This is a genomic window from Armatimonadota bacterium (assembly GCA_022563855.1).
Taxonomy (GTDB): domain Bacteria; phylum Armatimonadota; class Fimbriimonadia; order Fimbriimonadales; family Fimbriimonadaceae; genus JADFMN01.
In genome coordinates this window covers 45,941-72,470 of sequence record JADFMN010000010.1, presented here as the reverse complement: position 1 = coordinate 72,470, position 26,530 = coordinate 45,941, and the positions used below count along the sequence as shown (strand labels likewise).

General features: G+C 60.2%; 27 protein-coding genes. 20 read left to right on the top strand and 7 right to left on the bottom strand.

The window, feature by feature from the left end; all coding sequences use genetic code 11:
- Positions 1 to 98: 98 nt before the first annotated feature.
- Complete coding sequence (locus IH944_12125; protein MCH7905295.1) at positions 99 to 260, top strand: hypothetical protein; 162 nt, start codon at positions 99 to 101, stop codon at positions 258 to 260.
- A 219-nt stretch (positions 261 to 479) separates the two neighbouring features.
- On the opposite strand, the gene IH944_12120 is transcribed toward IH944_12125, so the two are convergent.
- A complete protein-coding gene (locus IH944_12120) occupies positions 480 to 2,096 on the bottom strand; it encodes a CTP synthase (GenBank protein ID MCH7905294.1) in 1,617 nt (538 codons plus the stop codon).
- A gap of 217 nt (positions 2,097 to 2,313) precedes the next feature.
- Between IH944_12120 and IH944_12115 the strand changes: the two genes are divergently transcribed.
- Positions 2,314 to 3,513, top strand: coding sequence for a bifunctional 3,4-dihydroxy-2-butanone-4-phosphate synthase/GTP cyclohydrolase II (locus tag IH944_12115; GenBank protein ID MCH7905293.1), 1,200 nt, complete (start codon positions 2,314 to 2,316; stop codon positions 3,511 to 3,513).
- 425 nt (positions 3,514 to 3,938) lie between these two features.
- On the opposite strand, the gene ggt is transcribed toward IH944_12115, so the two are convergent.
- Positions 3,939 to 5,630, bottom strand: coding sequence for a gamma-glutamyltransferase (gene ggt, locus IH944_12110; protein ID MCH7905292.1), 1,692 nt, complete (start codon positions 5,628 to 5,630; stop codon positions 3,939 to 3,941).
- Between the two features lie 156 nt (positions 5,631 to 5,786).
- Between ggt and IH944_12105 the strand changes: the two genes are divergently transcribed.
- On the top strand, positions 5,787 to 6,221 hold the full coding sequence (locus IH944_12105; protein MCH7905291.1) for a DUF3276 family protein: 435 nt from the start codon (positions 5,787 to 5,789) through the stop codon (positions 6,219 to 6,221).
- A 154-nt stretch (positions 6,222 to 6,375) separates the two neighbouring features.
- On the opposite strand, the gene IH944_12100 is transcribed toward IH944_12105, so the two are convergent.
- Complete coding sequence (locus IH944_12100) at positions 6,376 to 7,203, bottom strand: DUF559 domain-containing protein (GenBank protein ID MCH7905290.1); 828 nt, start codon at positions 7,201 to 7,203, stop codon at positions 6,376 to 6,378.
- A gap of 227 nt (positions 7,204 to 7,430) precedes the next feature.
- Here IH944_12100 and IH944_12095 point away from each other — a divergent pair, with 227 nt between their 5' ends.
- Positions 7,431 to 8,720 carry an adenylosuccinate synthase gene (locus IH944_12095; GenBank protein ID MCH7905289.1) on the top strand — a complete coding sequence of 430 codons (1,290 nt, stop codon included), beginning with the start codon at positions 7,431 to 7,433 and terminating at the stop codon, positions 8,718 to 8,720.
- Here IH944_12095 and IH944_12090 read toward each other — a convergent pair.
- Together IH944_12090 and dut are read right to left on the bottom strand one after the other, a co-directional pair.
- Positions 8,717 to 9,694, bottom strand: a complete 978-nt coding sequence (locus IH944_12090) for a hypothetical protein (GenBank protein MCH7905288.1) — start codon at positions 9,692 to 9,694, stop codon at positions 8,717 to 8,719. The two genes, IH944_12095 and IH944_12090, sit on opposite strands and share 4 nt — an antisense overlap.
- The gene (dut, locus tag IH944_12085) at positions 9,672 to 10,064 is read right to left on the bottom strand and encodes a dUTP diphosphatase (protein ID MCH7905287.1); all 393 of its coding nucleotides are present in this window, start codon (positions 10,062 to 10,064) and stop codon (positions 9,672 to 9,674) included. The genes IH944_12090 and dut overlap by 23 nt, the downstream gene beginning before the upstream one ends.
- 83 nt (positions 10,065 to 10,147) lie before the next feature.
- On the opposite strand from dut, the gene IH944_12080 reads away from it, so the two are divergent.
- The 4 genes from IH944_12080 to IH944_12065 are packed head-to-tail and all read left to right on the top strand — an operon-like array spanning position 10,148 to position 12,715.
- The gene (locus IH944_12080; GenBank protein MCH7905286.1) at positions 10,148 to 10,795 is read left to right on the top strand and encodes an allophanate hydrolase subunit 1; all 648 of its coding nucleotides are present in this window, start codon (positions 10,148 to 10,150) and stop codon (positions 10,793 to 10,795) included.
- Positions 10,792 to 11,466 carry a LamB/YcsF family protein gene (locus IH944_12075; GenBank protein ID MCH7905285.1) on the top strand — a complete coding sequence of 225 codons (675 nt, stop codon included), beginning with the start codon at positions 10,792 to 10,794 and terminating at the stop codon, positions 11,464 to 11,466. Before IH944_12080 ends, IH944_12075 begins: the two co-directional genes overlap by 4 nt.
- Complete coding sequence (locus IH944_12070; protein ID MCH7905284.1) at positions 11,463 to 12,344, top strand: biotin-dependent carboxyltransferase family protein; 882 nt, start codon at positions 11,463 to 11,465, stop codon at positions 12,342 to 12,344. The genes IH944_12075 and IH944_12070 overlap by 4 nt, the downstream gene beginning before the upstream one ends.
- Before the next feature lie 53 nt (positions 12,345 to 12,397).
- The gene (locus IH944_12065; protein ID MCH7905283.1) at positions 12,398 to 12,715 is read left to right on the top strand and encodes a DUF393 domain-containing protein; all 318 of its coding nucleotides are present in this window, start codon (positions 12,398 to 12,400) and stop codon (positions 12,713 to 12,715) included.
- A 66-nt stretch (positions 12,716 to 12,781) separates the two neighbouring features.
- On the opposite strand, the gene IH944_12060 is transcribed toward IH944_12065, so the two are convergent.
- The gene (locus IH944_12060; GenBank protein ID MCH7905282.1) at positions 12,782 to 13,132 is read right to left on the bottom strand and encodes a hypothetical protein; all 351 of its coding nucleotides are present in this window, start codon (positions 13,130 to 13,132) and stop codon (positions 12,782 to 12,784) included.
- A 226-nt stretch (positions 13,133 to 13,358) separates the two neighbouring features.
- Here IH944_12060 and IH944_12055 point away from each other — a divergent pair, with 226 nt between their 5' ends.
- From IH944_12055 to IH944_12045, 3 genes are all read left to right on the top strand, one after another.
- Positions 13,359 to 14,615 carry a DNA adenine methylase gene (locus IH944_12055; protein ID MCH7905281.1) on the top strand — a complete coding sequence of 419 codons (1,257 nt, stop codon included), beginning with the start codon at positions 13,359 to 13,361 and terminating at the stop codon, positions 14,613 to 14,615.
- 10 nt (positions 14,616 to 14,625) lie between these two features.
- Positions 14,626 to 15,372, top strand: coding sequence for a DUF2071 domain-containing protein (locus IH944_12050; protein MCH7905280.1), 747 nt, complete (start codon positions 14,626 to 14,628; stop codon positions 15,370 to 15,372).
- A gap of 145 nt (positions 15,373 to 15,517) precedes the next feature.
- The gene (locus IH944_12045) at positions 15,518 to 16,018 is read left to right on the top strand and encodes a transposase (GenBank protein MCH7905279.1); all 501 of its coding nucleotides are present in this window, start codon (positions 15,518 to 15,520) and stop codon (positions 16,016 to 16,018) included.
- A gap of 88 nt (positions 16,019 to 16,106) precedes the next feature.
- On the opposite strand, the gene IH944_12040 is transcribed toward IH944_12045, so the two are convergent.
- A complete protein-coding gene (locus tag IH944_12040) occupies positions 16,107 to 16,895 on the bottom strand; it encodes a hypothetical protein (GenBank protein MCH7905278.1) in 789 nt (262 codons plus the stop codon).
- Positions 16,896 to 17,185: 290 nt separating this feature from the next.
- Here IH944_12040 and IH944_12035 point away from each other — a divergent pair, with 290 nt between their 5' ends.
- From IH944_12035 to IH944_11995, 9 genes are all read left to right on the top strand, one after another.
- Positions 17,186 to 17,662 (top strand): hypothetical protein, encoded by a 477-nt coding sequence (locus IH944_12035; GenBank protein ID MCH7905277.1) that lies wholly within the window; start codon positions 17,186 to 17,188, stop codon positions 17,660 to 17,662.
- A 169-nt stretch (positions 17,663 to 17,831) separates the two neighbouring features.
- Entirely contained in the window at positions 17,832 to 18,908 is a 1,077-nt protein-coding gene (locus IH944_12030; protein ID MCH7905276.1) for an aromatic ring-hydroxylating dioxygenase subunit alpha, read from the top strand.
- A 281-nt stretch (positions 18,909 to 19,189) separates the two neighbouring features.
- Positions 19,190 to 19,561, top strand: coding sequence for a DUF423 domain-containing protein (locus IH944_12025; GenBank protein MCH7905275.1), 372 nt, complete (start codon positions 19,190 to 19,192; stop codon positions 19,559 to 19,561).
- Positions 19,558 to 20,781 carry an MFS transporter gene (locus tag IH944_12020; GenBank protein ID MCH7905274.1) on the top strand — a complete coding sequence of 408 codons (1,224 nt, stop codon included), beginning with the start codon at positions 19,558 to 19,560 and terminating at the stop codon, positions 20,779 to 20,781. Before IH944_12025 ends, IH944_12020 begins: the two co-directional genes overlap by 4 nt.
- A gap of 55 nt (positions 20,782 to 20,836) precedes the next feature.
- Entirely contained in the window at positions 20,837 to 21,076 is a 240-nt protein-coding gene (locus tag IH944_12015; GenBank protein MCH7905273.1) for a TM2 domain-containing protein, read from the top strand.
- Between the two features lie 39 nt (positions 21,077 to 21,115).
- A complete protein-coding gene (locus tag IH944_12010) occupies positions 21,116 to 22,330 on the top strand; it encodes a DUF1080 domain-containing protein (protein ID MCH7905272.1) in 1,215 nt (404 codons plus the stop codon).
- Positions 22,331 to 22,504: 174 nt separating this feature from the next.
- Complete coding sequence (locus IH944_12005) at positions 22,505 to 23,563, top strand: zinc-binding dehydrogenase (protein ID MCH7905271.1); 1,059 nt, start codon at positions 22,505 to 22,507, stop codon at positions 23,561 to 23,563.
- Positions 23,560 to 25,488, top strand: a complete 1,929-nt coding sequence (locus IH944_12000; protein ID MCH7905270.1) for an alpha-L-fucosidase — start codon at positions 23,560 to 23,562, stop codon at positions 25,486 to 25,488. Before IH944_12005 ends, IH944_12000 begins: the two co-directional genes overlap by 4 nt.
- Positions 25,488 to 26,483 (top strand): aldo/keto reductase, encoded by a 996-nt coding sequence (locus IH944_11995; protein MCH7905269.1) that lies wholly within the window; start codon positions 25,488 to 25,490, stop codon positions 26,481 to 26,483. Before IH944_12000 ends, IH944_11995 begins: the two co-directional genes overlap by 1 nt.
- The last annotated feature ends 47 nt before the right edge of the window (positions 26,484 to 26,530 follow it).

The window sequence follows — 26,530 nt, the reverse complement described above, 5'->3', positions numbered from 1 at the left end:
GGATTTCGGGTTGGGTAACAGGCAGATTTGCCGGCCATGAGGCCGCACTGGTCAGTGCCATCAATCGTCATCCTGTCTGGAGCTTGACGAAGGAAAGGATGGCGCGAACAAGGTCAGAACACCCAATCGTCATCCTGCGCGAGCCTGTCCTTAGCTTGACGAAGGAAGGGATGCTGCCAACAAGGTTAGAACACCCAATCGTCATCCTGAGCGGATCGAAGGAGCGCGATTGGGGGTTAGCGCTTGGCGCACAGCTATGATATAGAGCTCTACAAATCAAAGTTCACCGCAAACCACCGCCCCAGAACCATGCTCCTTCGATCCTTCGACATGCTCAGGATGACGTCGCTCAGGATGACGGTTCTGGGGCTAGTAACATGACCTTCCCCAGATTCCGATAGCAGCGTAATTCAGGCTGGTAGTCTGAAGCCGACCACACCTGAGGTCGCAAAGGTGGACGACCCTCCATCATCGATGACCTAAGCCAACAGCTTCGTATGACGCTTGAGCGCGGCTTTTACCAGCCCGTGGAACAGCGGGTGCGGTCTATTCGGGCGGGATTTGAACTCCGGGTGCGCCTGCGTCGCGACGAAGAACGGGTGGTCGGGCAGCTCGATCATCTCGACCAGCCGGTAGTCGGGCGAGACTCCGCTGATCACCATGCCTTTCTCGATCAGCAGTTCGCGGAAATCGTTGTTCACCTCGTACCGGTGCCGGTGCCGCTCGTCGATCCGTGTGTTGCCGTACAGCTTGTGCGCGATCGTGCCGGCAGTCAGGTTGCAAGGGTACGACCCGAGCCGCATCGTGCCGCCCATTTTGTCGATGCCCTGTTGCTCGGGCATGATGTGGATCACCGGGAACGGCGAGCTGTCGGTGAACTCTTCGCTGTTCGCGCCCTCGAGCCCGCAGACGTTGCGCGCGTATTCGATCACGGCCATCTGTAGGCCGAGGCAGATGCCGAGAAACGGGATTCCTTCCTCTCGGATGTGCCGCAGCGCTTCGATCTTGCCTTCGATCCCGCGACCGCCGAAACCTGGCGCGATGATCACGCCGTTGCACCCGGATAGAAGCGCGGTCGGATCCTCGGCCTCGTCGAACGAACTGCTTTCGATCCACTTGATCTCGACGCGGCACTCGTTCGGGATGCCTGCGTGCACCAGCGCCTCCGCGATGGACTTGAAGGCGTCGCCGTTGCTCGTGTACTTTCCTACGATCGCGATCGTGCAGCACCGCGTGGGGTGCTTCAGGTTTGCGACGAGGTCTTCCCATTCGCCGATGTTGCTGTCGCGCGCCTCAAGCTCCAGTCGCTCGACGACCAGGTCGCCGATGCCTGCTCGCTCGTAGATCAGCGGCACTTCGTAAATCGTTTCGGCGTTCATGCTTTCGACGACGGCCTCCTTTGGCACGTCGCAGAACATGCTGAGCTTCTCGCGGACGTCGTCTGGCAGCGGAACTTCCGTGCGGCAGATGAGCATGTCCGGCGAGATGCCGATCTGGCGGAGGTTGATCACGCTGTGCTGCGTCGGCTTTGTCTTGATCTCGTGCCACGGCCCGACCTGCGGAATTAGCGTAACGTGAACGAACAGGGTGTTCTCCTTGCCGAGGTCCTTTCGGAGTTGGCGGATCGCTTCGAGGAACGGAAGGCTCTCGATGTCGCCGACCGTGCCGCCGATCTCGGCTAGCACGACGTCGGCCTCTTGCTGTTTGCCGACATCGATGATCAGCCGCTTGATCTCGTTCGTGACGTGCGGAATCACCTGCACGGTCCCGCCCAGGTAGTCGCCGCGCCGCTCGGCCTCGATGACGTTCTGGTACACCTTGCCAGCCGTCACGCAACTGCCAGCCGAACAGCTGACGTCGATGAACCGCTCGTAGTGGCCGAGGTCGAGGTCTGTTTCCGTGCCGTCGTCGGTCACGAACACCTCGCCGTGCTGGAACGGGTTCATCGTGCCGGCGTCGACGTTGATGTACGGATCGAGCTTGACGGGTGCGACGGTGTAGCCGCGGTTCCGGAGCAGTCGGCCCAGGCTCGCGCACGCGATGCCTTTTCCGATCGAACTGACCACTCCTCCGGTCACGAAAATGTACTTCGTCATCCCAGCAATCCAACTGACCCGGCAAGGTAGTCGGACAGCGCAATGCGCAGAACGACCAAGGGGTCTTAGAGATTATACGAGACTCGCGCCTGGAATGGACGGGAAATTGTCAAGATTCGCGAGAAACAGATTCGGGCTAGGCTGGGTGAAACTGGCCCTAGCTTGCGACCATCATCCCCAAGCATTGGACGAAAATGGACGTAGAATGAACCGTATCATGGAGTTTGCTAGCATCCCAGAGGCCGTCGAAGACATCCGCGCGGGCAAGATCGTCATCGTGGTCGACGACCCCGACCGCGAGAACGAGGGCGATCTGATCTTGGCCGGAGAGGCGTGTACGCCTGAGACGATGAACTTTATGATCACCCACGGTCGCGGCGTGCCGTTCATCCCGACTACGAAGGAGCGGCTCGAAGAGCTCGGCATCCCCATGATGACCAAGCTCAACACGGCCCGCATGGGCACTGCGATGGCCGAAACGGTCGATGCCCGCCACGGGACGACGACAGGCGTCAGCGCCGCGGATCGCGCGAAGACCGTGCGGGTGTTCTGCGACCCGGACGCGGTGCCCAGCGACCTGATGCGTCCGGGCCACGTGATCCCCCTGCGCGCAGAAGAGGGTGGAGTTTTGAGACGCGCAGGCCATACAGAGGCAGCCGTCGATTTGTGTAGGCTCGCAGGCGTAAAACTTGTCGCGATCGGAGTCGAAATCATCGACGACAATGGCGAGATGATGCGCCTAGTTCAGCTAGTTCCGTACGCGAAGAAGCACGGCCTGAAGATCATCACGATCTCCGATCTGATCGCGTACCGCCGTCGAACTGAGATGCTCGTCGAGAAGGTGGCAGGCCCGATCAACTTCCCGACGAGGTACGGCCAGTTCCAGCTTTACGCGTTCGAGACCAGTGTGGAGAGCTATCCGTACATTGCGATCGTGAAGGGCATCATCGACACCGACGAACCGGTACTGGTACGCGTCCACTCGTCGTGCCTGACCGGCGATATCCTCGGCTCGCTGAGATGCGACTGCGGCGACCAGCTCTCGATGGCGCTGAAGATGATCGAGCAGGAGGGACGCGGGGTCGTGCTCTACATCGCGCAAGAGGGGCGCGGCATCGGGATCATCAACAAATTAAAAGCGTACGAGCTGCAAGACCAGGGGATGGACACGGTCGAAGCGAACCAGGCGCTCGGTTTCCGGGCCGACTTGCGAGACTACGGCCTCGGCGCGCAGGTGCTGACGACGCTGGGCGTCAAGAAGATGCGCCTCATGACGAACAACCCGAGCAAGGTGAAAGGGCTGCAGGGGCACGGGCTTGAGATCGTCGGCCACGTACCGATTATCACAGAACCGAGCAAGCACAACGAGCGTTACTTGCAGACCAAGAAGGACAAGCTCGGCCACGATCTTCCTTGATTCCCCCTCCTCCATTTTGTCAGGCGAAATGGAGGAGGGGGTTAGGGGGTGGAGGTTGCGGCGCACGAAGCTCACGGGCTATCGCGCCGTTCGCCCTCGACTGAGCGGATGACCATCTCGTTGCGGAGGGTGGCACGTCATCCTGAGCGAGCCTGTCCTGGGCTTGACGAATGAAAGGATCCCGCCACACCGCGCTTGCGCCAGAATCTCACGCAAGCGTAGCGGAAACAGAGGGTGTCCCTGGGAGGGCGAGCGTTCCCGCGAGCCGCATTTCGGGGTGCGGCGATTCATCGCCGTTTTCACTGCCGTCTGCTACTTGCTTTGCCGGTACGCACCCAGGCCCAACGGGCCGATCTATGAAAGGCCAGGGCGTTGCCGATGGCTGCCATAGCTCGGCCTTTGAGGCCTGAGCCTTCGCACCTGCGTCAGTCAGGCCAACTCGCGCCAGCCCCGATTGTGCGGGGGTCGATGCCCGCAAGCAGGGTGCCGTCTGCGCCGACCATGATCGCGTGGCAAGAGCCCATCCGTGCCGGCCTCGCGGCCAGCGTGTGTCCCATCGCCTGGAGGGTGAGCCGCGTTTCTGCACTCAGCCCGAACGGCTCCCATCTGATCACATCGGGCATCCATTGGTGGTGGAAGCGCGGAAAGGCTACCGCCTGCTGCACAGTCATCCCGTGTTCGACGACGTTCAGGAACGAGTGCATCACGGTGTTGATGATCGTCGGGCCGCCGGGCGAGCCTGTGACCATGAACAGCTTGCCGTCCTTCACGATGATCGTGGGAGTCATGGAAGAGAGCGGGCGCTTACCGGGCTCGATCGCGTTGGCCTCTCCTTGGATCAGACCGTAGGCGTTCGGCACCCCCGGCTTGCTGGTGAAGTCGTCCATCTCGTTGTTCAGCAGCACGCCCGTGCCCTCGGCGATGACGAGCGACCCGTAGCCCGTGTTGAGCGTGTAAGTGTTGCTGACCGCGTTGCCGTCTTTGTCCACCACGCTGAAGTGCGTCGTGTTCTCGCCCTCTTTCGGCGGGAAGATACCGGCTTTGATCTCCGTCGATGGAGTGGCTTTCGTTGTGATCGATTCGTTTAGTTCTTGTGCGTACTGTTTGTCGATCAATTGGTCGACGGGGAGGTTGTTGTAGTCCGGGTCGCCCATGTGCGCGGCGCGGTCGGCGAACGCGCGCTTCATCGTTTCGACGAGGCGGTGAACGTAGCTCGCGGAGTTCGGTTCGTACCGCCCGATGTTGTGCGGCTCGAGCATGTTGAGCATCTGGATGACCGCCGCTCCCCCGGAGCTCGGTGGCGGCATTGTGATGATGTCGTAGCCCTTGTACGTGCCTGTGAGCGGGGTGCGCACTTTGGCGACGTAGTTGTCGAAGTCCGCACGCGTGAACGGCCCGCCGTTGTTGCGTGCGTCTTCGACGAACAGTCGCGCGGTCTCGCCTTTGTAGAATCCGTCGCGCCCGTTGTCGCGGATGCGCTGGAAGGTGCTTGCGAGATCGGGCTGTATCAAAAGCTCGCCCTCTCTGTAGAAGTCTCCGTCGCGGTTGAGAATACGGTAGGTGTCCTTGAACTGTTTGAAACTGCTTGCTCTTGCTCGCAGGCTGCTAGCCCGAGCCGCGCTGACGACGTAACCGTCGCGCGCGAGCCGATAAGCCGGTTCGACGACGTCGCTCCAATCGAGCCTTCCGTACCGCCGGTGCGCTTCCCAGAACCCCGCGACCGTCCCCGGAACGCCAGCAGCCCACCGCCCGACCAGCGACTTGCCGGGGATCAGCTCGCCGTGCTCGTCGAGGTACATTTCACGGTGAGCCGCGGCCGGCGCCATCTCGCGGTAGTCGATGGCGACGGTCTCGCCGTCCGCCATCCGCACGACCATGAACCCGCCGCCGCCGATGTTGCCCGCAGAAGGGAACACCACCGCCAGCGCAAACCCCGTCGCCACCGCCGCATCGACCGCGTTCCCGCCTTTCCGCAGAATCTCCGCCCCGACCTCGCTAGCGATGGTCGAGTCCGAGACCACCATGCCACCCGTGCTGGACTGGGGATGTATTTGGGCATGACTGAAGCCCGCGAACAAGACGGCGACAGCGGCAAACAGGCTGCGCATGGATGTCATGAGTCGATTCTATCCGCAAAGAGCCGAGATGCGCCTCGGATGCTCACGGGCTATCGCGCCGTTCGCCTTCAACATATGCACATCTGATCCGCTATATAATACAAGGCAGAGGTCGCTTCGCGGCAGCACTACCGGAAGGGCGGCTGGAGGTGAGACATGAAGTCAGGTCATACAGAGCTCTATGCGGGCCGCCAACAGACTGGCAACCGCACATATTTCTTCGACGTCAAGAAGGGGCCCGCAGGTCAGGTGAGGCTGGAAATCACTGAGTCCAAGCGCAAAGAAGACGGATTCGAACGGCATTGCGTCATGGTCTTCGAAGAGGACGTTTCCGGATTTGTAGGCGAACTGATGAAAGCTGTGAGCGCCATTGGTGAGGTCGACGAGGGAGGACAGAGGCCGCCGGTGCCGCCCAGAATAGCTGAGATACGTGCCAAGCACCCGAGAGCCTATGAGAAATGGAGCGAAAAGGAGAATGATTGGCTCCGTCGGGAGTTGGACGCTGGTATCGCTGTCGCAGAGATTGCGAAGCTCCACAAGCGTCAGCCTAGCGCGGTGAAGTCGCGAATCAGACACCTTGAAACCCAATAGCGCTTCTGATGCTTACGGGTTATCGCGCCGTTCGCTTCTATTGGAAGCCTGCGTCTAGGAGCCGTGGGCCGTAGCTAGCATGACATCGGTGCAACGGTAGCGCCGAAACGCGCTATCTTACGGCACCGAGTTCTGAACTGGTAGCTCTCGTTTTCTAATCCTGCGAGTCTTCTTCTTCGAACAAGCCCATCTGCCGCACGATTCCGTCCCGGGTCACGATCAGCGAGTCGGACGAACTGTCGAGTCCGCCGAGCCGGTTCATCGTCTTCACGATCCGAGGCTCGCAGTACGACGCCATCTCCTCGCGCACTTGAGAGCCGTTGAAGCGCAGCACGCTCCAGCCGAGCGAGGTCAGAGCGTTGTTGCGCTTGTTGTCCTCACGTATCCGGGATCGCCCCGAGTGCCACGTGTCACCGTCCGTCTCGATGTCGATCTTTCCCTTTTTGCAGAACACCGCAAAGTCGAGCAGGTACCACTCGCCTTCGTCCTCCACGGCATACTGCCGCTCGGCATTGATGCGTAGCTTCCTGAGCCGTTTCCACACCGCCTCCTCCAGCGGGCTTTCACCGTACAGGTCGTTGATCTCTTCCGCAGTCATCAACTGGTGCATCGTCGTCGAAATAAAAACGATCAGCCGGCGCCGGAGGCTGAAGACGGGCTCCGGCAGTTCTTCGATCTTCTCAAGGAAGACCTGATAGTAGAAGCGGCCAGACTTCTCGCCAGAAGGCTCGTCCGGGAACAGCTCGCGCCTGGTCGCCGTCCGGATTTCGGTGACCTTTCCGAAGTATCGAACAGCGAACGCCTCGTCCTCGAACACTTTTGTCTGGTAGAACGCGATCCACTTTGGCGGCCAGTGGCGCGGTGCCGTGTCGATCGGCACGCGGTACCAACCTGCCTCGCGCACGATCTTCCAGGCCGCAGGGTCATTCATTATTGCGACCAGCACCTCCCCTTTCTTCGAAGGCTTCGTATGCCGCGCCATAGCCAGATTCTAACCGCTACGCGTCTCATTGGCGAACAAATCCCTGGCTGGTTGTCGAAACCTGTTGTAGAATAGGAGTAGTCGAGAAAAGGCTCAACGACTTCAGGTCGGCGGATCCTCGCACAAAGCGTCCGCCGGCGTTTTTATTTTGGTTCGGGTTAGTTCGGGTTTGTCCGGCTTGGTTCGGGTTGGCGTAGAGGGCTGGCGGGCATGAGGAAACAGATCATATGTCAACGCTCGTGATCGTCGGCGCCCAGTGGGGCGATGAGGCGAAGGGGAAGATGGTGGACGTGCTCGGCAACGAGGCGGACGTCGTCGTGCGCTACTCCGGCGGCAACAACGCCGGCCACACCGTCATATTCGGCGGACAGACCTTCAAGTTCCAGCTGCTCCCGTCGGGGATCCTGCACCCCGGCACCGTCTCGGTTCTGGGCGGTGGCATGGCGGTCTGCCCGAAGAGCCTGCTCGAAGAGATCGCCACGACCCGCGAGCAACAGGCAGAGCTTGGCGAACTGGCGATCAGCCCTGCCGCTCACGTCGTTTTCCCCTACCACCGTCTGCTCGACCGCCTGGAAGAGGAAGCGAGAGGCGAGAACAAGATTGGCACGACCTCGCGGGGGATAGGCCCGGCGTATACCGACAAGGTCCAGCGCATCGGCATCCGCATGGGCGAGTTCGTCTGTCCAGCTACCTTCAAGAAAAGACTGCGGGAGGTGCTCGCGGCCAAAAACCGGCTCATGCAGATGTTCGACCAGCCGCCGATCGACTTCGAAAAGCTGTACGATGAGTACGCGGACTATGCCTTGAGACTCAAAGGGTATGTCAGGGACACGGACAGCCTGATCCAGAACGCGGTAAGAGAGAACAAGCGCGTGCTGTTCGAGGGCGCACAGGGAACGTTCCTCGATCTCGACGGCGGCACCTACCCCTACGTCACCAGCAGCCACCCGACCGCAGGTGGCGCGTGCATCGGCACAGGTATCGGCCCGCGCGATATCACAGGCGTGCTCGGGGTCTGCAAGGCGTACACGACGCGCGTCGGCGAAGGCCCGTTCCCGACGGAGCTGCTCAACGAAACAGGCCAGCTAATAAGAGATCAGGGCCACGAGTACGGCACGGTCACTGGCCGTCCGAGAAGGTGCGGCTGGCTCGACCTCGTCGCTCTGAAGTACTCCGCGCGGCTCAACTCGCTCAGCGGCCTGATCGTCACTCGCGTCGATGTGCTCTCGGGAGTCGGCGATCTGAAAGTTGCAACCGGCTACGCACGCGGCGGGCAGAAGCTCGAGGGCATGCCCAGCACCGTCGCTGACTGGAAAAGCGTCGAGCCGACCTACGAATCGCACGAAGGTTGGGACGGCGACATCACCGGCGCGAGAAAGCTCGAAGACCTGCCGGAGAGCGCGAGAAAGTACCTCGACTTCATCGCCGAGTACGTCGGAGTGCCGGTCGCGATCGTCAGCATCGGCCCAGACAGGAAAGAGACGATCATCGCCAGGCCCGACCTCATTTGGGGTTAGCCGCCAGCTCGCCAAACATCGTAGAAGATCGCGGGCTCGCCCCCCTCTTCCTGCGACTCGACGTAAGCCGCTGTGGACATGGTCCCAACCCAGAGAACGTGCTGACCGTCCATGAGGCGCACCTTTACCTCTTGGTAGTAGTCGTAGCTTCGCATTAAGGCCGCAACGATCTGAGTGGCGACCTGTTCCGGATTCTCCGTCTGCGCGATCGCTGCCGTGACTTCAAGAAATGGTTGCCCCATCTCCTTGGTGACCCGGACGACCCTCGGCAGTCCGCCGAGCTGCTGATTGATCGATCCCATCACGGTGATCTCCGCCAAAGACGTCCCGTCTGTGGCAGCCCAGGGCGCTGTCACCTCAGTAGGCGATGGTTCTTCGCTGCTGCCGTCTGGACTCCTGCCCGGCGTCACGTCGATCGTCTCGGAGATAATGGAGTTCGTATCCGGGTCGCCGGCCTGAGCCAGGTTGGTGCCTAGGAAGAACCCGACGACGCCGATGATCGCTATGAAGATAGCTGTCAGGAAGACGTACTGTTGGGCGCGCGGCTTGGTCGTCGGCAGGCCGAGCTGCTCCGCGGACTCCGCCGCTTCTTGTTGTGTTATGCGCTGCTGAACGGACTCGAGCTTGCGCTGGTCGTTCTCAGATTCAGGTCGCAAGTCTAGCGCCATCTCGAACCACTGGGACGACTGTTCGAGGTCGCCCTGCTCGGCGTAGATGTCGCCGAGCAGCGTGTGCGCGGTGCCGTTGTTCGGGTACCGCTTGAGAATGGTGAGGCATTGGTTGATCGCCGCCTTGTAGTCGCCGCGAATGCGATGCAGGTTTGCCTGCGTGATCTCGCGATACACTTCCGCGTCGCTGCCCTCGGCACCTGGCTCGTCGCTGAGCGGCACGCCGCACTCCACGCAGAAGGTCGCCGCCGGATCGTTTACCTCGAAGCACTTCGGGCAAACCTTATTCTGATCCTGTGCTGCCAAATCCGCCTCCGCCGCGCGCAGTTTCGTCCAACGTCTCTACTCCGATCAGTACGGCTTGCGACACCGGAACAATGACCAACTGCGCAATCCGTTCACCTGCTTCTAGTATTACCGTTTTGTCGCTCAGGTTGATCAAGATCACGCCGATTTCGCCTCGATAGTCGCTGTCGATCGTGCCCGGAGTGTTCACGAGCGTGATCCCCTTCTTGAGCGCCAGGCCGGATCTCGGCCTAACCTGACCCTCGTAACCAAGCGGTATCGCAATCTTCAGCCCCGTAGAAACGCGCTTTCTCTCAAGCGGTGCCAGTTCGGCGCTTTCGACAGACCGTAGGTCCATTCCAGCAGAACCTGCTGTTTGGTACTCAGGCATGGTTGCCCCGTTCTCGAGCACGACGCGTACTGTCGGTTGATCGTCCACAGTCACTTTTTGTCCTAATGGCGTAAGCTTGGCGCATGAGGATCGAGCCGCTCGGCGACGCTGCGTTCATCGTACGCGACATCGACTTTGCGCCGGCGTTCGTCGTCGCCGCAAGAGTCGAGCGGCTGAACCTTCCCGGCGTTCTGGAGGTAAGCGCTTCTTACGATACGCTCGGAGTTTACGTCGATCCATCCGAGTTTGACCTCGAAGCCCTTCAGGGAGCGCTGGAACAATCCACACCTTATCAGCAGGGGGTTGTGGGAAAGTTGCACGAAGTGCCGGTCTGCTACGACTTGGGCGAGGATTTAGAGTCGAGCGCCAGCGAGCTTGATCTATCGCCAGATGATCTGGTGCGACACCACACGTCGGTCGAATACACGTGTTACGCAGTCGGGTTTTCGCCTGGGTTTCCGTATTTGGGCTACTTGCCTTCGCAGATCGCGGGACTTGGGCGGCTGGCTGCCCCGAGGCTCATGGTTCCGAACGGAGCGGTCGCTGTAGCGGGGCGACAGACCGGCATTTACCCCGGCGGAAGACCCGGCGGTTGGAGGCTGCTGGGCATCACGCCTCTGGAAATCGTGAACATGTCGGAGGATTACTTTCCGATCAGCGCCGGAGATCGGGTCGCATTCAGGGCGATCGGATTGCGCGATTATAAGAGCCTGCAAGGAGAGAGGCTGTGAAGGTGATCGACATCAACGTGGACGTCGGCGAGGGGTTTGCTTTCGACGGCGAGCTGCTGCGAATAGCCACGAGCGCGAACGTGTGCTGCGGCGCGCACGCGGGCTCCGTCGATCTTACGATGGCAACGGTCGCGAAGTGCATAACGGCAGGGGTAAGGGTCGGGGCGCACCCCGGTGTGCCGGATCGCGCAGGGATGGGGCGCACTCCCTTGAGAATCACAAGCAAAGAGGAGCGCGACGATCTGCTATCAAGCCTTGTGGATCAACTGGAGGTAGCAGAGTGGGATTACGTCAAGCCGCACGGCGCGCTGTACAACGGCACGATCGTTCCCGGCCTCGCGGCGGATGCGGTGGCCACTCTTTTGTCATCGGGCAAGGAGCCGTTGCTCGGAATGCCGGGCACGCACCATGAAGAAATAGCGCGGGTCGCTGGCGTTCGGCTGATTCGCGAGGGTTTTGCCGATCGCGCGTACGATTCGGACGGAATACTCGTCGCCAGATCGCAGAGCGGGGCCGTTCTTTCGAGCCATGATGAGATCGCAGCACAGGTCTTGCGCCTGGCCCGGCGGGTTGACTCAATTTGCGTCCACGGCGACACTCCAGGCTGCGTTGCGATCGCAGAGCACGTGCTGCGCACTCTGTCTGACGCCGGCTATGAGGTTAGGGCGTGAAGATTGAGATCGGGCGAATGATCGGGATCGCGTCGCTGGAAGACGCCGGTCGGCCTGGCAGACGGAAGCACGGCGTCCCGCCGGGAGGCGCTTTCGACCGCGAGTCTTTTGCGCTGGCAAACGCCCTGGTGCGGAACGACCTGGGTGCGCCCTCGATCGAGTTCGCGCTTGGAACGCTTGAGTTTGAAGCGCTCGAAGCGGGTGCGATAGCAGTGGTCGGCGGGGCGCGGGACGTATCGGTCGACGAAAAGACGTATCCAGCCCGGTCGCTTCTGCAACTGCGGAAAGGAGACCGCGTGGAGATCGGGCCGCCGGTCGTCGGTCTGCGGACGTACGTTGCAGCCCCCGGGGGTTGGTGCGCCAAGCCGATTCTCGGAAGCGCGTCGGGCACGATCGTCGATTCCGGCGATGTGCTTTGCAGCGCCGAAACGCGGAGCGCTGCTCAGCCGACCTCACTTGCCGACGAACCCGCCTCGATGACGAGCAGACGTTTGCGCTACATCGGCCCAGACGAAGCGCTGCACGGTCAGTACCAGGTCACACGCGAGATCAACCGCGTCGGATTGCGTCTCCGAGGTACGCCGGTTGCTTCTGCTCCCGCTACGGAGATCAGCGAGCCGTCGGTGTTCGGCTCGATTCAGGCTTCGGAAGATGGCACTATCATGATCCACGGACCGGATGGCCCGACAATCGGCGGCTACCGCAAGCTCGGCACGATCATTCGTGCGGACCTGGATCGGCTAGGGCAGCTCATGGCTGGCGCTGCCGTTTATTTCGAGCGGACGACCTGCGAGGCGGCACAGGAGATTTGGGGCGAGGACGAACTTCGACGGTCCTCGCAGCTCAAGCTGATAAGCTTGTTGGTTAGCGGGCATTGATGGACGACCGGCACTGGATTCTTTGGGACGGCGGATGAGGGCTGTGACGCCGCATGGTCGCCTGGGCCAGGCGAAAAGACACACAGCGCGTTTTCCAATCCGCGCCGTATCAAGAGGCGCCGACGCCCCCGATGACGTCAGATATTTTCAAAGCGTGCGAGCGCGCCGTCCACGTCGTGACGAACGACGGCCGTGTGCTGAAGGCGGGACGGGCAACGCTGTTCGTATTGGAGCGCGTCGGCTGGGGTTGGTTCGCGCGCCTGTTGTCGTATCCGCCGCTCGTGTGGCTTGTCGAGATCGGCTACTGGATCTTTGCGCACGGACGGTCGTTCTTCGCGCTGTTCATGTTCAGAGGGGATAAAGACGACTAGATTCCGTGTATCGACGCATGCTTAATCGCCGCGCAATCGGACTGTCGATCGGCGACATAGGTATGGCTACCCGGGCAAGGACTTGAGAATCGAGCATCTCACGGACTCTGCCAGAACCTCAACGTTTGCCGGGGCGGTGGCGAGCCTGACAGTGGGTACGCCGCTGACAACGTACTCGACAGTGAGCGCCCAAATGCAGACCCTTCGGTCGAGCGTGCACGCAAGGCTGTGTGCGAGCATCGGGATGATCGCTGGCTTGCTGTCGAATGTGAACGAAACGTATGCGGTTCCGTCGCTGGCCGATGGGCTGCGATCGAGAATCACGATTCCAGGATGCTCCTCTAACGCTGCGACCAGCAGCTCTATTTCGCTGCTGAACTCGATCCTATCGTCAGAAAGCTGTGGACTCTGTAGCACTTTGTATAGATTGGCCGGTCGGATGCGAAACTTTACCCATTCATGCTCTTTGAGACAACGACCATGGGCGGTCTGACGGTACCAGCATTAGGTACAACGTAGGTTCAATCGCCCCTCGATGACTCGCTACAAATGCTATAGTTGAATTCGACAGCACCATCGCCAACTTCTTGGCTGGAGACGTCCGATAAGCGACTATGCGGTGACGCCTGAGCATACGAAATTGATGCCGTACGATGCGCGGCAACACGCGGCCGCCAGCACGGAGGAGTATGCGTACAACCAGGTGATTCCGTACATCGGCAGCAAGCGGAAACTGCTTGATCTGATTCAAATTGCGCTGCGCCGATGCGACCTAAATGAAGACGCTGTATTTGTCGATCTGTTCGCTGGCAGCGGCGTCGTGTCTCGTCTCGCAAAGACGCTCGGATACAAGGTCATCGCCAACGATTGGGAGCCGTACGCGAGGTGCATCAACGGTTGTTACATCGGCCAGAACAAGCCGCCGGAGTTTGCGTCGTTCGGCGGCTATGTTTCAGCGATCAAATTGCTGAACGAGCTTCCCGGCCGAGTCGACTGGGTCACCGAACACCTGTGCCCGCTGAGCGACGACGATTACGACGTGAGCCGTGACCGCATGTTCTACATGCGGAAGAACGGGATGCGTATCGACGCGATCCGCGTGCAGATCGAAGAGTGGCTGCAAGGTGGAGCGATCGACCGTGCGGAGAGCGACTGTCTGATCGCTCCGCTGCTGTACGAGGCGTGCTACCGCAGCAACACGAGCGGAGTGTTCAAAGGGTTTCACAACGGTTGGGGCGGGAAGACGGGGACCGCGCTTTACCGCATCGCGACCGATCTGAAACTCAGACCCTCGGTGTTCCGCGACAACGGCAGAGCGAACGAAGTCGTCTGCGGAGATGCAAGCGAGGTCGCTCGCAGCCTCGCCAGCCGCAGATTAGACGTCGTCTACATCGATCCGCCGTACAACCAGCACCCTTATGGTAGCAACTACCATGTGCTCAATTCGGTCGCCCTTTGGGACAAGCCTTTGTTGAGCAAGCGTATCACCCCAGGAACAAAGGCCGCGATTCGACTCGATTGGCGAACCGAGCGCAGAAGCGCCTACAACTCTCGATCGGACGCAATAGGCGAGTATAGAAGCCTGCTGAGGGAGATCAACGCGCGCTACGTGCTGACCAGCTACTCGACGGACGGCACGATCCCGCTGCGGGAGCTGATCGAAGCGAACGTCGCGCTTGGTCGCGTCTCGATCGACATGAAGGTGTACAAGCGGTACAGAGTCAGCGCTCAGCGGTACTCAAAGAAGCCGGTCAACGTCGAGTTCGTCCTCACGCTCGACACAGAGCGCGCAAGCTCTGCCTGCGTCGACGAACTGATGCGGTCGGTGTGGGAGACAGAATCGCAGGCCTTGAGAAGTTATGGAGATGTAACTGTCGCTGGGTCAGGCGACGGTATATGAAGGAGATGAAATGCAGACCGAAGCATTGCTCGCCCTAAGAGACAGGCCCGACCGCAGTCCAGCGATGTTTCACACTTGGCGGCACTTGAGTTTTCTGCACTGGGAAGCCGACGCAGCGGAAATGCAAGCGCTGCTGCCCGATGGGCTGACGGTAGAGACGTATGAGGGGAAGGCGTACGTTGGGCTCGTGCTGTTTACAATGAACGGGATACGCTTCGCGTGGCTTCCAGAAATACCTGGAGCGAACGCGTTCCACGAGACGAACGTGCGCACGTACGTCACGGACGAGAGCGGATCACCAGGCGTGTGGTTCTTCTCGCTCGACGCTGCAAACCTCTTCGCAGTGCGCTTTGCCCGCTGGTGGTTCGGACTGACATACACGCTTGCCAAGATGTCGATCGACGACGACGGACACGGGCTTGCGTACGAGTCTGAGCGGCTCCGGCCTCCGCCCGGCGGCGCGAAGTGTCAAGTAAGGATGGGTGAGTTCGGCGACGTCTTCGAGGCATCACCGGGCACTCTTGAGTTCTGGATCTTCGAGCGGTATCTGTTGTTTGCGAAGAAAGGGGACAAGCTGATGACCGGCCGCGTCTGGCACAAGCCGTATCCGATTCAAACGGCCGAGTGCCTGGAGTGCGACGAGTCGCTGACCGCCGCGCTCGGCATCACCAAGTCCGGCCCGCCTGATCTCGTCCACTACTGCAAAGGCGTCGACGTCGAGGTATTCGCGCCGCAACAGATTGAATTCGAACCATAGTCCGAAATTGTGGTGCGGGTCTCCAGACCTGCACGTCCAGGAGCGTAGCTAGAGAGGCTTTCTATCGATGGATTTCCTTCAAGCAGTAGCACGTGAAGACAAGAGATCTCGTCTAAAGAGAGGTTCGTGTATTCTGCGGGATCGAATGCTCGCGGAGATCGTCGAAGACGTCATTCTGTTCAAACGAGGCGAACGTCACTCCGTCCACGCTTGGTGCGTCATGTTCAATCATGTGCACGCGATCGTGACGATGTCTAGACTTCTCTCACTGAACGACTGGCTTGGCTCAGTAAAGAAGTTCTCGTCCAGGCGGATCAATCAAGAACTGGGGCGCGCTGGTACACTCTGGGAGAGAGAATCGTTCAATCACCTTGTCCGGTCGGAGGCGAACTTTGCACAGGCATGCAAGTACGTTGAGATGAATCCGGTCGAGGCTAAGCTTTGTGCATCACCTGGTGACTGGCCGTTTAGTTCTGCACGAGAATCCGCATTCCGAGATCCTCTCGAACACTTTGCGCCACCAAGTGATACGCCGTTCGTCGTGCCGAGGGACAGAGGGGAACTGACTCACATAATAAAGGAAGAAGGCACGTACTTCGTCACGTTCAGATTGCTGGACTCAGTAGTGCTCAATCGACGGCGCTGACTCGCGCAGGTCTGGAGACCCGCACCACAATCTTGACGCGTGCAGGTTAGGAGACCCGCACTACGATGGAGCGTGGGCGCTGGGGCTCTCAGTCCAGCCCCAACTGCTCTTTGAGCCGGCGTAGCTCTAACTCCATCTCCGGCGTCATCTTCATCTCTTCTCGCTTCTCGCCGCCGATCTGGCGGGCGCTCCATTCGATGGCGTACTCCTCGCCTTTCTCCTCAAACCTGGCGGCGTAAGGGCCTCCGGCCCGCTTCTCGACCGGCGCAGCGCCGTTGAACGGAGAGAACGCAGTCATGTCGATCTCGATCACGATCAGCTGCGCGTTTCCGCCATCGATTCCGACGCTGGCGTCGCCGCTTTCGCCGAGGCCCATGCTGCCGCTGACGCCCGCGTCGCCGCGGATCGTAAAGTCGAGCGTCTCGCGCTTCTCCTCCGGGGTTGCAATCATCAGGGTCAGGTTGTCGCCGTCGAGTATGCCGACGAGCGGAAACGTGCGGGTCGGGTCGAGGTCGGTCATCTTGCCTCCGACCTTTGGCTGGAACGAGATCGACATTCCGGCCGGTGCCGGGACCGTGACTTTCGGGAGGCCGATGACGATAAGCTCCGCGTCGTACTTCAACTCGATCTCTCCGAACGCCTCGCCGTCGGCGTTCATCGCGAACCAGAACTCGAACTCGACAGTCCGTGTGAGCGTGCGGACCTCGTCGTTCATCAGCTTTTCGCTCGCTGTGCCGTCGCCCTCCCAATACCCGCTGGGCGTAGCGTGGCCCTCTTCTTCGCTCTGGGCCGGCTCGCTCGCGGAGCATCCTGAGATCGCCGCTGTCAGTACGATTGCGCCAACGTAGGCGCTCAATGTCCGAATCCGTAATTCCATGGCTCTGCGGGCATTGTATCCCGCCCGGGCGCGCGGGTGTGGAGTGCAGCGGCTTGCCGCGCTCTTCCAGGTCGAGGTCGCCTTCGACCGGCTCTTGCTTCGGCTCGTCTTCGGCCAAGGGAGGAGTGTTGCTCGATGCCGATCTCGCTGGGGGTGGGAGGGCGAGCGTCTTCGCGAGCCGCGCTACGCCGCTCGCTATCGTTGGCGATACGTCTTCTGCTCAGCAGGCGCTGATGCAATCAAGAAATGAAAGCACGAACCGAAGGTACGACCTGTTGTAGACTAGCTGTATGGAAAGTCAACTGGAAGAAAGGGTGTCTCAACTCGAGAGGAACAACGGACTGCTGACCGTCGTTTGCATCAGTCTTGCCACGATTTCTTTGCTCGTTGCTTTGTTCAGCAACATGGTCCCCACTCGGGCTCGAGCAGTTACTCAGGACAGACTGCATACGTCGTCTGTGTCGTCACAGTCAGATATTGCAGAAGTTGTTAGGGCGAGCCGATTTGAGCTAGTCGATGCCGAGGGGAAGGTACGTGCAGAGCTAGGGTTTACGTCCTTTGGAGTAGCTCGCCTTATGTTGTTCGACGAGACTGCGCCGCGCGTTCTCCTTTTTGGAGGCAGCGAAGCCGGAGGGCCGTCCATCAATCTTGCAGACCAAAAAGCCCCTCGCCTCACACTTAAGCTCGAAGATGACGACAGTCCGGTGATCGTACTGCAGAATTATCGTGAGGGCGAGTCGCTAGTCTTGCGTCCAGGGCAAGACTAAGGATCGTCAGCAACCCGGTTAGGCGACCGTTTATGCTTTACGGCTCGCGAGGACGCTCGCCCTCCCCGGGGCGCTCAATGTTGGAGGGCGCAGCTCCGTAATGGGAGGCAAGCGGTGCAACTCGGGACTCGGGACTGAAGACTCGTGACTCTCCTGGTAGCCTCGCGCTATGCCGCGATTCGAGATGCACGAGGACGTGACACGGGCCTCGACGATCCCATCCGCCTTCTACACCGATCCCCAGCTGTACGAAGAGAGCAAGGAGAGGATCTTCGCAAAGTCGTGGCAGTTCGTCACGCACCTCGACAGTGTGCAGGTGCCTGGCCAAACGTATCCGTTCACGCTTCTCGAAGGGTGTCTCGACGAGCCGCTGCTGTTCACCCGCGACATGGACGACCGGGTTCACTGCATGAGCAACGTCTGCACTCACCGCGGCAACATCGTATGCGAGGGCGCGGGCCAAGCGAGTTCGCTGCGCTGTCGGTACCACGGCAGGCGGTTCAACCTCGACGGCTCGTTCAAGTCCATGCCGGAGTTCGACGATGTACAAGGTTTTCCGAGCGAGAAAGACAACTTGCCAAAGGTCGACTTCGCACAGTGGCGGGGGTTCTTCTTCTGCAATCTCAGCCCGCAGTTTCCATTGAACGAGCAACTGAAAGAGGTCGATGATCTCTGCGGATTCATGCCGATCGAGGATTTCGTCCACGACGCCTCTGGCCAGCGCGACTACGTGGTCAAGTGCCACTGGGCGCTGTACGTCGACAACTACCTCGAGGGGTTTCACATCCCTTTCGTCCATGCTGATCTGAGCGAAGCGTTGGATTACGGCGACTACAGCACGATTTTGCACAAGCACGGCAATCTGCAGCTCGGCATCGGGAGCGACGAGTGTTTCGATCTTCCGAGAGGGCATCCGTATGAAAAGGAAAGCGTCGCGGCGTTTTACTTCTGGCTCTACCCGAACCTCATGCTGAACTTCTATCCGTGGGGGCTGTCGGTCAACGTCGTCCGCCCGGTCGGCCCATCGCAGACCAAGGTGACGTTTATCCCGTTCGTGTGGGACGAATCGAAGCGAACATCAGGTGCCGGTGCCGCGCTCGACCGTGTCGAGCGCGAAGACGAAGCGATTGTGGAGATGGTGCAGAAGGGCGTTCGTTCTCGATACTACGACCGTGGCCGCTACTCGCCGCCGCGCGAAAGCGGCGTCCACCAGTTCCACCAGATGATCGCAGAATCGATGCGCTAAGGAGTGCGGTGGCTTGCCGCCGCTCTGTCGTCGCCGAGGAGGACTGAAAGGACGTAATCACTGCACGGCAAACTCATCGCAACGCCCATGGCTGCTTCGCACAGTCATCGAAGCAACCATGCCACTCGTGCCGTACATTCATGGCTGGAGACCCGCACAACAGTGGCGGGTGGCACACGGCGATCGGCTAGTGGGTTCGGGAGTGGAAAACTCGGGACTCGGGACTTGCGACTTCCCAATACAGTCCGAGCTCCGATTCGCGCAGGAGGTAGAACGCAGGCATGAACCGGTGGGTCACGTTTGGTGCGGTCAATATGGCAGTTGGGGTAACGCTCGGGGCGTTCGGCGCTCATGCGCTGGAAGACCGTTTCGACGCGCGGCAGATGGAGCTGTGGATGACCGCGCAGCAGTATCAGATATGGCACGCGCTCGGGCTGATTCTGATCGGGCTGCTCGCCGCCAAGACAGGCAAGGACCTCAAGTGGCCGGGTTGGCTTTTGACGATAGGGATCGTTATCTTCTCGGGCAGCCTCTACTTGCTTGCGCTCACCGACGCAAAGTGGCTGGGGGCGATCACGCCGTTCGGCGGTGCGTGCTTCATCGTCGGCTGGCTGGTGTTGGCGATAGGAATGAAATCGGCTCGAACGCAATGAGCATTTCGGGCGACCACCGGGTCGCAGTCAAGATGGTCGCCGTACTTGCGGCAGCGCAGCTGTTGGCGATGGCGCTATGGTTCTCTGCCAGCGCAGTCGTTCCTCAATTGGAACTAGAGTGGGGTCTCGACGCCGGACAAAAGGCGTGGCTCACGATGTCCGTTCAGATCGGTTTCGTGATCGGTGCGCTAGCCAGTGCGCTGACAAACCTCGCCGACAGGATATCAGGGCGTTGGCTCGTAGCGGGCGCTGCTCTGCTTGGAGCCGCCTGCAATCTCGCGATTCCGCTGTTCGACGTCGGTCCGCAGACTGCGATGGTGCTGCGTTTTTTGACCGGATTCGCGCTCGCGGGCGTGTACCCGCCGGCAATGAAGCTCGTCGCGTCTTGGGTCACGTCGTGGCGGGGCCTCGCGATCGGTATTTTGATCGGCGCAATCACTGTCGGCTCCGCGGTGCCACATTTGATGAACGCGCTTGGCGGCACGGGCATCCCCGAGTGGCGCTCTGTGATGTACGCCAGCTCGGCTATGGCGGTCGTCGCAGCGCTAATCAGCGCTGTATGGGTGAGGCCCGGTCCGCACCTCGCCCAGTCCGCGCCGTTCAACTGGAAGTTCGCCCTCGAAGCGTTTCGCTACAAGCCGACCCGGCTCGCGAACTTCGGGTACCTCGGTCATATGTGGGAGCTGTACGCGATGTGGACATGGGTGCCGCTGACCTTGGTCGCCAGCTTTGAGGTGGCTGGCATCCAAGCTCAGTGGGGCAGGCTCGCTGGTTTCGCGACCATCGCTGTCGGCGGGGTGGGTTGCGTCGTAGCAGGGAAGATGGCCGACAGATTCGGGCGCACGAAGGTCACTGTGTGGAGCATGGCCGTCTCAGGGTTCTGCTGTCTGATCGCCGGCTTCTTCTTGCACAGCCCGTGGCTGCTTGCTGCCGTGTGCCTGGTCTGGGGGTTTGCAGTCGTCGCCGATAGCGCGCAGTTCAGCACGGCGATCAGCGAGCTGTCCGACCCGCGCTACGTCGGCACGGCCTTGACATTGCAAACGAGCCTCGGATTTCTGCTCACGCTCTTGACGATTCGCTTGGTCCCGACGTTGCAGGCGTCCATCGACCCTCGATTCGTGTATGCGTTCCTCGCCATCGGTCCGCTGTTCGGCATCTGGAGCATGCTGAAACTGTCCCGCCACCCTGAGGCCAAGAAAATGGCTGGGGGTAGGTGCTAGACTGTGGCTGAGGCGTTCAGGAGATTCTGTCCGTCTCTCTTTGATAGAGGGTCATATGTCTATTCCTGGCGCAGAAAAGAAGGTAGTGGCTGGCATTCTCGGCATCTTGCTGGGATGGGTTGGTGCCCATCGATTCTATCTCGGCGACACAAAAGGAGGTCTGATACGCCTTGCTCTGACCTTGTGCTTCGGTATCGGCTGGATTATCGGGATCATAGAGGGGATCATCTACCTGACCAAATCCGACGAAGATTTCGTCGAGATATACATCAACCAGAAGAAAGAGTGGTTCTAACTTGACATTCGCATAGGGTGGTTGCCGTAAAATGCGGCCATGCTCGTGTCTCTGGTGATGTTCGCCGTCGGTCAGCCAAACGCTGACTGGCAGGATCTCTTCGACGGCAAGACCCTCGACGGCTGGACTCGTCGCGGCGGCGAGGCGAATTACCGCGTTGAAAACGGGGTACTTGTCGGTTCGACCGTTCCGAACACGTCCAACACATTCCTCTGCACTGAGAAGATATACGGTGACTTCGAGCTGGAGTTCGAAGTCAAGGTCCACACCGAGCTGAACTCCGGAGTGCAGATCAGAAGCAACTCTGTGCTCGGATACCAGAACGGTCGCGTCCACGGGTACCAAGTCGAGATCGACCCCTCAGAGCGCGCCTACTCAGGCGGGGTCTACGACGAGTCGCGCCGTGGATGGCTGCAGGACCTCTCCGACAACGAAGCGGGCCGCAACGCGTTCAGGAACGGCGAGTGGAACCAGTTCCGCGTTGTTGCTGTTGGCGATCACATTCAGGTCTGGGTGAACGGCGTCAGCACTGCTGACCTGCACGACGACATGACGCGCCACGGCTTCATCGGTTTGCAGGTACACGGGGTCGGCAGTCGAGAAGACGCGCTCGAAGTCCGCTGGCGGAATATTCGCATCAAAGATATGGGAGTTCCGGGCGTAGTGCCACCCGAAGGAGCGACCGTCTTACTCGCCAGCCCGGCCGACATGGCTAAATGGGAGGTATCCGGCAAGCCGGGCGAAGACATTGGTTGGGAGTGGAAGGACGGCTACCTAGAGGTCGTGCCGGGCACTGGGAGCATCGTCACTCGCAAAACGTACACGAGCTGCATTTTGCACGTCGAGTTCGCCGTTGACGAGAACAACAGGAGCGGACAGGCCAACGGAAACTCCGGCGTGTACCTCCAGGGCAGATATGAGGTTCAAATCTTGAACTCTGCGGGCCAGGAGCCTGCGGACAATATCGCCGGTGGGATTTATGGGGTGAGGGCGGTCGATTTCAACATGGCCTATCCCGCTTATGAGTGGCAGTCGTTCGACATCTATTTCACTGCGCCGAAGTGGGACGGGAATACGAAGCTGAGCAACGCAATGATGACCGTGTTTCACAACGGGACGCTCATCCATCGCGACGTGTCGATCTCGAAGGGAACGACCGCTGGCTACGCGGAGGACACGGCCCCTGCGCCGATCTATCTGCAGAACCACGGCAACCGAATTCGGTTTCGCAATATTTGGATTCTTCCGCAGTAGTCAGCGGAGTGCGGCGGTTTGCCGCCGCCTTTCTCGCCGGAGCTTGCTCCGGCGTCCTCTGATGCTCACGGGCTATCGCGCCGTTCGCCTTTACAGCGCAGGTCTGGAGACCCGCACCACAATGGAGGGTCGATACTTCCGCACTAGAGCCGGTCTCGGACATACTAGCGGCGTATGGCGACGATGACCGGCGCGCTCCTGCCAGGCGACAGTTCGACCGAGCTTCGCGAGTTCGACGTGCCCGAGCCGGGGCACGGCGAGGTCTTGATCAAGGTCAAGTCCTCGACGATCTGCGGCAGCGACATCCGTTGCATCTATCGCGAGCACCTCGGCGAAGGCCCAGAGAGGTACCAGGGCGTCATCGCAGGGCACGAGCCGGCGGGTCAGATCGTCAAATGCGGACCAGGCTTACGGCGATTTAAGGAGGGTGACCGGGTCGTCGTCTATCACATCTCCGGGTGCGGGGTCTGCAACGACTGCCGCCGCGGCTACATGATCTCCTGCACAAGCGAGTATCGCCGGGCGTACGGTTGGCAGCGTGACGGCGGCATGGCTGAGTACATGCTGGCCGAAGAGAAGGACCTCGTACTGCTCCCTGATTCGCTGACCTACACCGACGGCGCGCAGGTCGCCTGCGGATTTGGAACGGTCTATGAGGCGATCAAGAAGATCGGCGTTTCTGGGGAGGCCGCGGTGCTGGTCACCGGCCTCGGCCCGGTCGGTATGGCGGCGCTGATGCTTTGCAAGGCCATGGGAGCGAACAAGCTGATCGGCACCGACGTCGTGCCGGAGCGGCTGGACCTAGCCAAGAAGCTCGGTCTCGCTGACGTCGTCATCCCCGCCGGATCCGATGCTGCGCGGCTGGTCCGCGAAGCGACAGGCGGCCACGGCACAGAAAAGACGATCGAGTGCTCCGCCAACGACTCTGCGCGACTCACGGCGATCGTGGCGACGCGCAGGTGGGGCGACATCGCGCTGGTCGGAGAGGGGAACGCCTGCACCTTTACGCCGTCGCCCGACCTAATCCACGACCAGAAGAAGATCCACGGCTCGTGGGTGACGAGCATTTGGCTGATGGAGGAGCTGGTCGAGCGGCTCGACCGGTGGGGGCTGCACCCAGAAGACTTGGTGACGCACCGTTTTCCGCTGGAGAAGGCAGGTGAAGCGTATGCGCTGGTGGCTGAAGGAAAGTGCGGCAAGGTCGCGGTCTGTTTTGACGAGGAACTGAAATGAGAAGAGAACTCTTTTTTGCAATCGCACTGCTGTCAACGTGCTTCGCGACAGCGCAGCAGCCGTACCAACAGAACTGGGAATCGCTGAGTAAGCACAACGAGGCGCCCGAGTGGTTTCGGGACGCGAAGTTCGGCATCTACTTCCACTGGGGCGTGTACTCCGTGCCGGCTTTCGGCAGCGAGTGGTACCCGCGCAACATGTACCTGAAGGGCAGCAGCGTCAACAAGCACCACATCGAAACCTGGGGCGACCCGAGCGAGTTCGGCTATGAGAAGTTCGTGCCGTTGTTCCGCGCGGAGAAGTTCGACGCAGATGAGTGGGCGGACCTGTTCGTCAAGTCCGGTGCAAAGTTCGCAGGCCCAGTCGCCGAGCACCACGACGGCTTCGCGATGTGGGACAGCGACGTCACGCCCTGGAACGCCGCCGACATGGGCCCGAAGCGCGACATCACCGGCGAACTTGCCAAGGCAATCCGCGCAAGAGGCATGAAGTTCGTCACGTCGTTCCACCACGCGCGCAACAGTCTTTGGCAGAACGGCGGGAATTGGACTGGCCACTACGACGGTGCGTACAAGAACTACCCGTCGGTGCTCGAAGACGCAGGGGTCGCGCAGATGTTCGGCTACATGCCGCGCAAGCAGTTCCTCGACGCGTGGTACGGCAAGCTCGAAGAGGTCATCGACCAGTACCAGCCCGACATCATCTGGTTCGACAGCTGGCTCGACCAGATCGACGAGTCCTATCAGCAGCGTTTTCTTCAGCACTACTTCAACAGCGCAGCAAAGTGGGGCAAGGAGGTCGTCGTCACTACAAAAGGGCTCGACTTCCCGCGAGACGTCGCAGTCGAGGACTTCGAGAAAGGCCGCGCCGACGACTTGACCCCGTACCCCTGGCTGACCGACGACACGCTCAGCTGGGGCAGTTGGAGCTACACAGAAAACCTAGAAATCAAGACGGCAAAGACCGTGATCCACACACTGATCGACATCGTCAGCAAGAACGGACAGCTCCTTCTAAACATCTCTCCGATGGCCGACGGCACGATCCCGGGGAACCAGCGCAAGGTCTTGCGCGAGATAGGCCTGTGGCTGTTATTTACTAACGGCGAGGCGATCTACAACACGCGCCCCTGGCTGATCTACGGCGAAGGCCCGACGCAGATGAGGAAGGGCGGGCACTTCGTCGGCCGCGTAGACTACACGAGAGAGGACATTCGGTACACACAGAGCAAGGACGGCAAGACGCTCTATGCGATCATGCTCGGTGTCCCGAACGGCGACGTCACGTTGAAGTCTGTCAGTGCTAGCGGGATAACCAACGTCTCGATGCTCGGCATTGGTCAATGGCAGGTCGATTGGAGTTCGAACGAACTTGGTCAGTTGGTCATTCAGGCTCCGGATCTCGTCTCGCACTTTGAGGAGACTCCGCTCTACCTGAATCATAGTCCGAAGAAGCTAGTCGCATACGTGTTCGTATTGACCGGCCCTGACTTTGAAGTTCACCCCGACGCGATGTTCGGCTCGAACAACGTGATACGTCTGTCCGCAGAGAACGCAGTCGTCGAGGGCGGGAAGGCTGGAACCGAGACGCATGGCGAGCTGACGAACATCGGGTTCTGGAACGACGCGAACGAGAAGCTCCACTGGCTCGCTTATATCAAGAAGCCCGGCGAGTACCGCGTGCGCGGCACGTTCGCGACAGCGTCGGGCGAGACGAAAGTTCGGTTGAGTGTAGAAGGGCAGTCGGTCGATTTCGAGATACCAAATTGGGGCGACTGGCGAACGCCGCAAGTAGTCAAGCCGAGCGGCACAATCCGATTTGAAAAGCCGGGAGTCTACAAGTTCACCCTCGCCCCAACGCCGGGCGTCGAGTGGCACGCGATCAACGTGTTCTCGATCGAGCTGGCGCCGCCGCTTGGAAACTAATGGTCGATCCTTCGCAAGTACCGACGAAAAAACTTGCAAACGGGGACACGATTCCTACGCTCGGGCTCGGAACGTTCGGCAGCGACAACTACACCGCCGACCAGATCGCACAAGCGGTCTATCAAGCCGCGCAGGTCGGTTACCGCCATCTTGATTGCGCAGAAGTCTATGGCAACGAGGGCGAGATCGGCGAGTCGATTGCCAAGCTGCTGAGAGAAGGGATCCAGAGGGATGATCTGTGGGTGACCTCCAAGGTCTGGAACGACCACCACAGCGACGTGCGATCCGCTTGCGAGAACTCGCTGATGAACCTCCATCTCGACTACCTCGACAGCTACCTCGTCCACTGGCCGTTCCCGAACTTCCACCCGTCCGGCTGCGACGTCGACGAGCGCAACCCCGACGCGAAGCCGTACATCCACGAGCAGTACATGGCGACATGGCGGCAGATGGAGGGGATAAAAGAGGAAGGCCTCGTCCGCCACATCGGCACCTCGAACATGACGGTCCCCAAGATGCGCCTGCTCCTCCGCGACTGCGATGTCAGACCGTCGATCAACCAGCTAGAGCTGCACCCGTACTTCCAACAACAAGAGCTGTTCGACTTTCTCATAGCAGAAGACATCCTCCCTATCGGCTTCTCCCCCATCGGCTCCCCAAGCCGCCCGGAAAGAGACCGCACGCCCGAAGATACCCACGACACAGAAGACCCTGTGATTGTCGCCATCGCTGACCGGCTGAACGTCCACCCAGCGATCATCTGCATAATGTGGGCAGTCCAAAACGGACAGGCGACCGTCCCCTTCTCGGTCAAGGGCCACCAGTTTGAGGCGACTATCGACTCCGTCTGCGCCGAACCCCTAACACAAGAGGATATGCAAGCCATCGCAGAGATCGACAAGAACTGCCGTCTGATCAAAGGCCAGGTCTTCCTCTGGAAAGAGAATCAACCCTGGCGCGATCTTTGGGACGAAAACGGCACGATAGCGCAGTAAATTGTGGTGCGGGTCTCCAGACCTGCACGCCGAGAGCTCACGGCAGT

What these genes read in the sequence shown, in the direction of transcription:
- IH944_12065 (MCH7905283.1), top strand. Translation starts at nt 12,398, where the DNA reads ATGGTCGCCTGGGCCAGGCGAAAAGACACACAGCGCGTTTTCCAATCC.
- IH944_12100 (MCH7905290.1), bottom strand. Translation starts at nt 7,203, where the DNA reads ATGGCGCGGCATACGAAGCCTTCGAAGAAAGGGGAGGTGCTGGTCGCA.
- IH944_12020 (MCH7905274.1), top strand. Translation starts at nt 19,558, where the DNA reads ATGAGCATTTCGGGCGACCACCGGGTCGCAGTCAAGATGGTCGCCGTA.
- IH944_12115 (MCH7905293.1), top strand. Translation starts at nt 2,314, where the DNA reads ATGGAGTTTGCTAGCATCCCAGAGGCCGTCGAAGACATCCGCGCGGGC.
- IH944_12105 (MCH7905291.1), top strand. Translation starts at nt 5,787, where the DNA reads ATGAAGTCAGGTCATACAGAGCTCTATGCGGGCCGCCAACAGACTGGC.
- IH944_12010 (MCH7905272.1), top strand. Translation starts at nt 21,116, where the DNA reads ATGCTCGTGTCTCTGGTGATGTTCGCCGTCGGTCAGCCAAACGCTGAC.
- IH944_12035 (MCH7905277.1), top strand. Translation starts at nt 17,186, where the DNA reads ATGGAAAGTCAACTGGAAGAAAGGGTGTCTCAACTCGAGAGGAACAAC.
- IH944_12005 (MCH7905271.1), top strand. Translation starts at nt 22,505, where the DNA reads ATGGCGACGATGACCGGCGCGCTCCTGCCAGGCGACAGTTCGACCGAG.
- IH944_12125 (MCH7905295.1), top strand. Translation starts at nt 99, where the DNA reads ATGGCGCGAACAAGGTCAGAACACCCAATCGTCATCCTGCGCGAGCCT.
- IH944_12080 (MCH7905286.1), top strand. Translation starts at nt 10,148, where the DNA reads ATGAGGATCGAGCCGCTCGGCGACGCTGCGTTCATCGTACGCGACATC.
- IH944_12050 (MCH7905280.1), top strand. Translation starts at nt 14,626, where the DNA reads ATGCAGACCGAAGCATTGCTCGCCCTAAGAGACAGGCCCGACCGCAGT.
- IH944_11995 (MCH7905269.1), top strand. Translation starts at nt 25,488, where the DNA reads ATGGTCGATCCTTCGCAAGTACCGACGAAAAAACTTGCAAACGGGGAC.
- IH944_12015 (MCH7905273.1), top strand. Translation starts at nt 20,837, where the DNA reads ATGTCTATTCCTGGCGCAGAAAAGAAGGTAGTGGCTGGCATTCTCGGC.
- IH944_12045 (MCH7905279.1), top strand. Translation starts at nt 15,518, where the DNA reads ATGCTCGCGGAGATCGTCGAAGACGTCATTCTGTTCAAACGAGGCGAA.
- IH944_12040 (MCH7905278.1), bottom strand. Translation starts at nt 16,895, where the DNA reads ATGGAATTACGGATTCGGACATTGAGCGCCTACGTTGGCGCAATCGTA.
- IH944_12025 (MCH7905275.1), top strand. Translation starts at nt 19,190, where the DNA reads ATGAACCGGTGGGTCACGTTTGGTGCGGTCAATATGGCAGTTGGGGTA.
- IH944_12030 (MCH7905276.1), top strand. Translation starts at nt 17,832, where the DNA reads ATGCCGCGATTCGAGATGCACGAGGACGTGACACGGGCCTCGACGATC.
- IH944_12000 (MCH7905270.1), top strand. Translation starts at nt 23,560, where the DNA reads ATGAGAAGAGAACTCTTTTTTGCAATCGCACTGCTGTCAACGTGCTTC.
- ggt (MCH7905292.1), bottom strand. Translation starts at nt 5,630, where the DNA reads ATGACATCCATGCGCAGCCTGTTTGCCGCTGTCGCCGTCTTGTTCGCG.
- IH944_12055 (MCH7905281.1), top strand. Translation starts at nt 13,359, where the DNA reads ATGCCGTACGATGCGCGGCAACACGCGGCCGCCAGCACGGAGGAGTAT.
- IH944_12120 (MCH7905294.1), bottom strand. Translation starts at nt 2,096, where the DNA reads ATGACGAAGTACATTTTCGTGACCGGAGGAGTGGTCAGTTCGATCGGA.
- IH944_12095 (MCH7905289.1), top strand. Translation starts at nt 7,431, where the DNA reads ATGTCAACGCTCGTGATCGTCGGCGCCCAGTGGGGCGATGAGGCGAAG.
- dut (MCH7905287.1), bottom strand. Translation starts at nt 10,064, where the DNA reads ATGCCTGAGTACCAAACAGCAGGTTCTGCTGGAATGGACCTACGGTCT.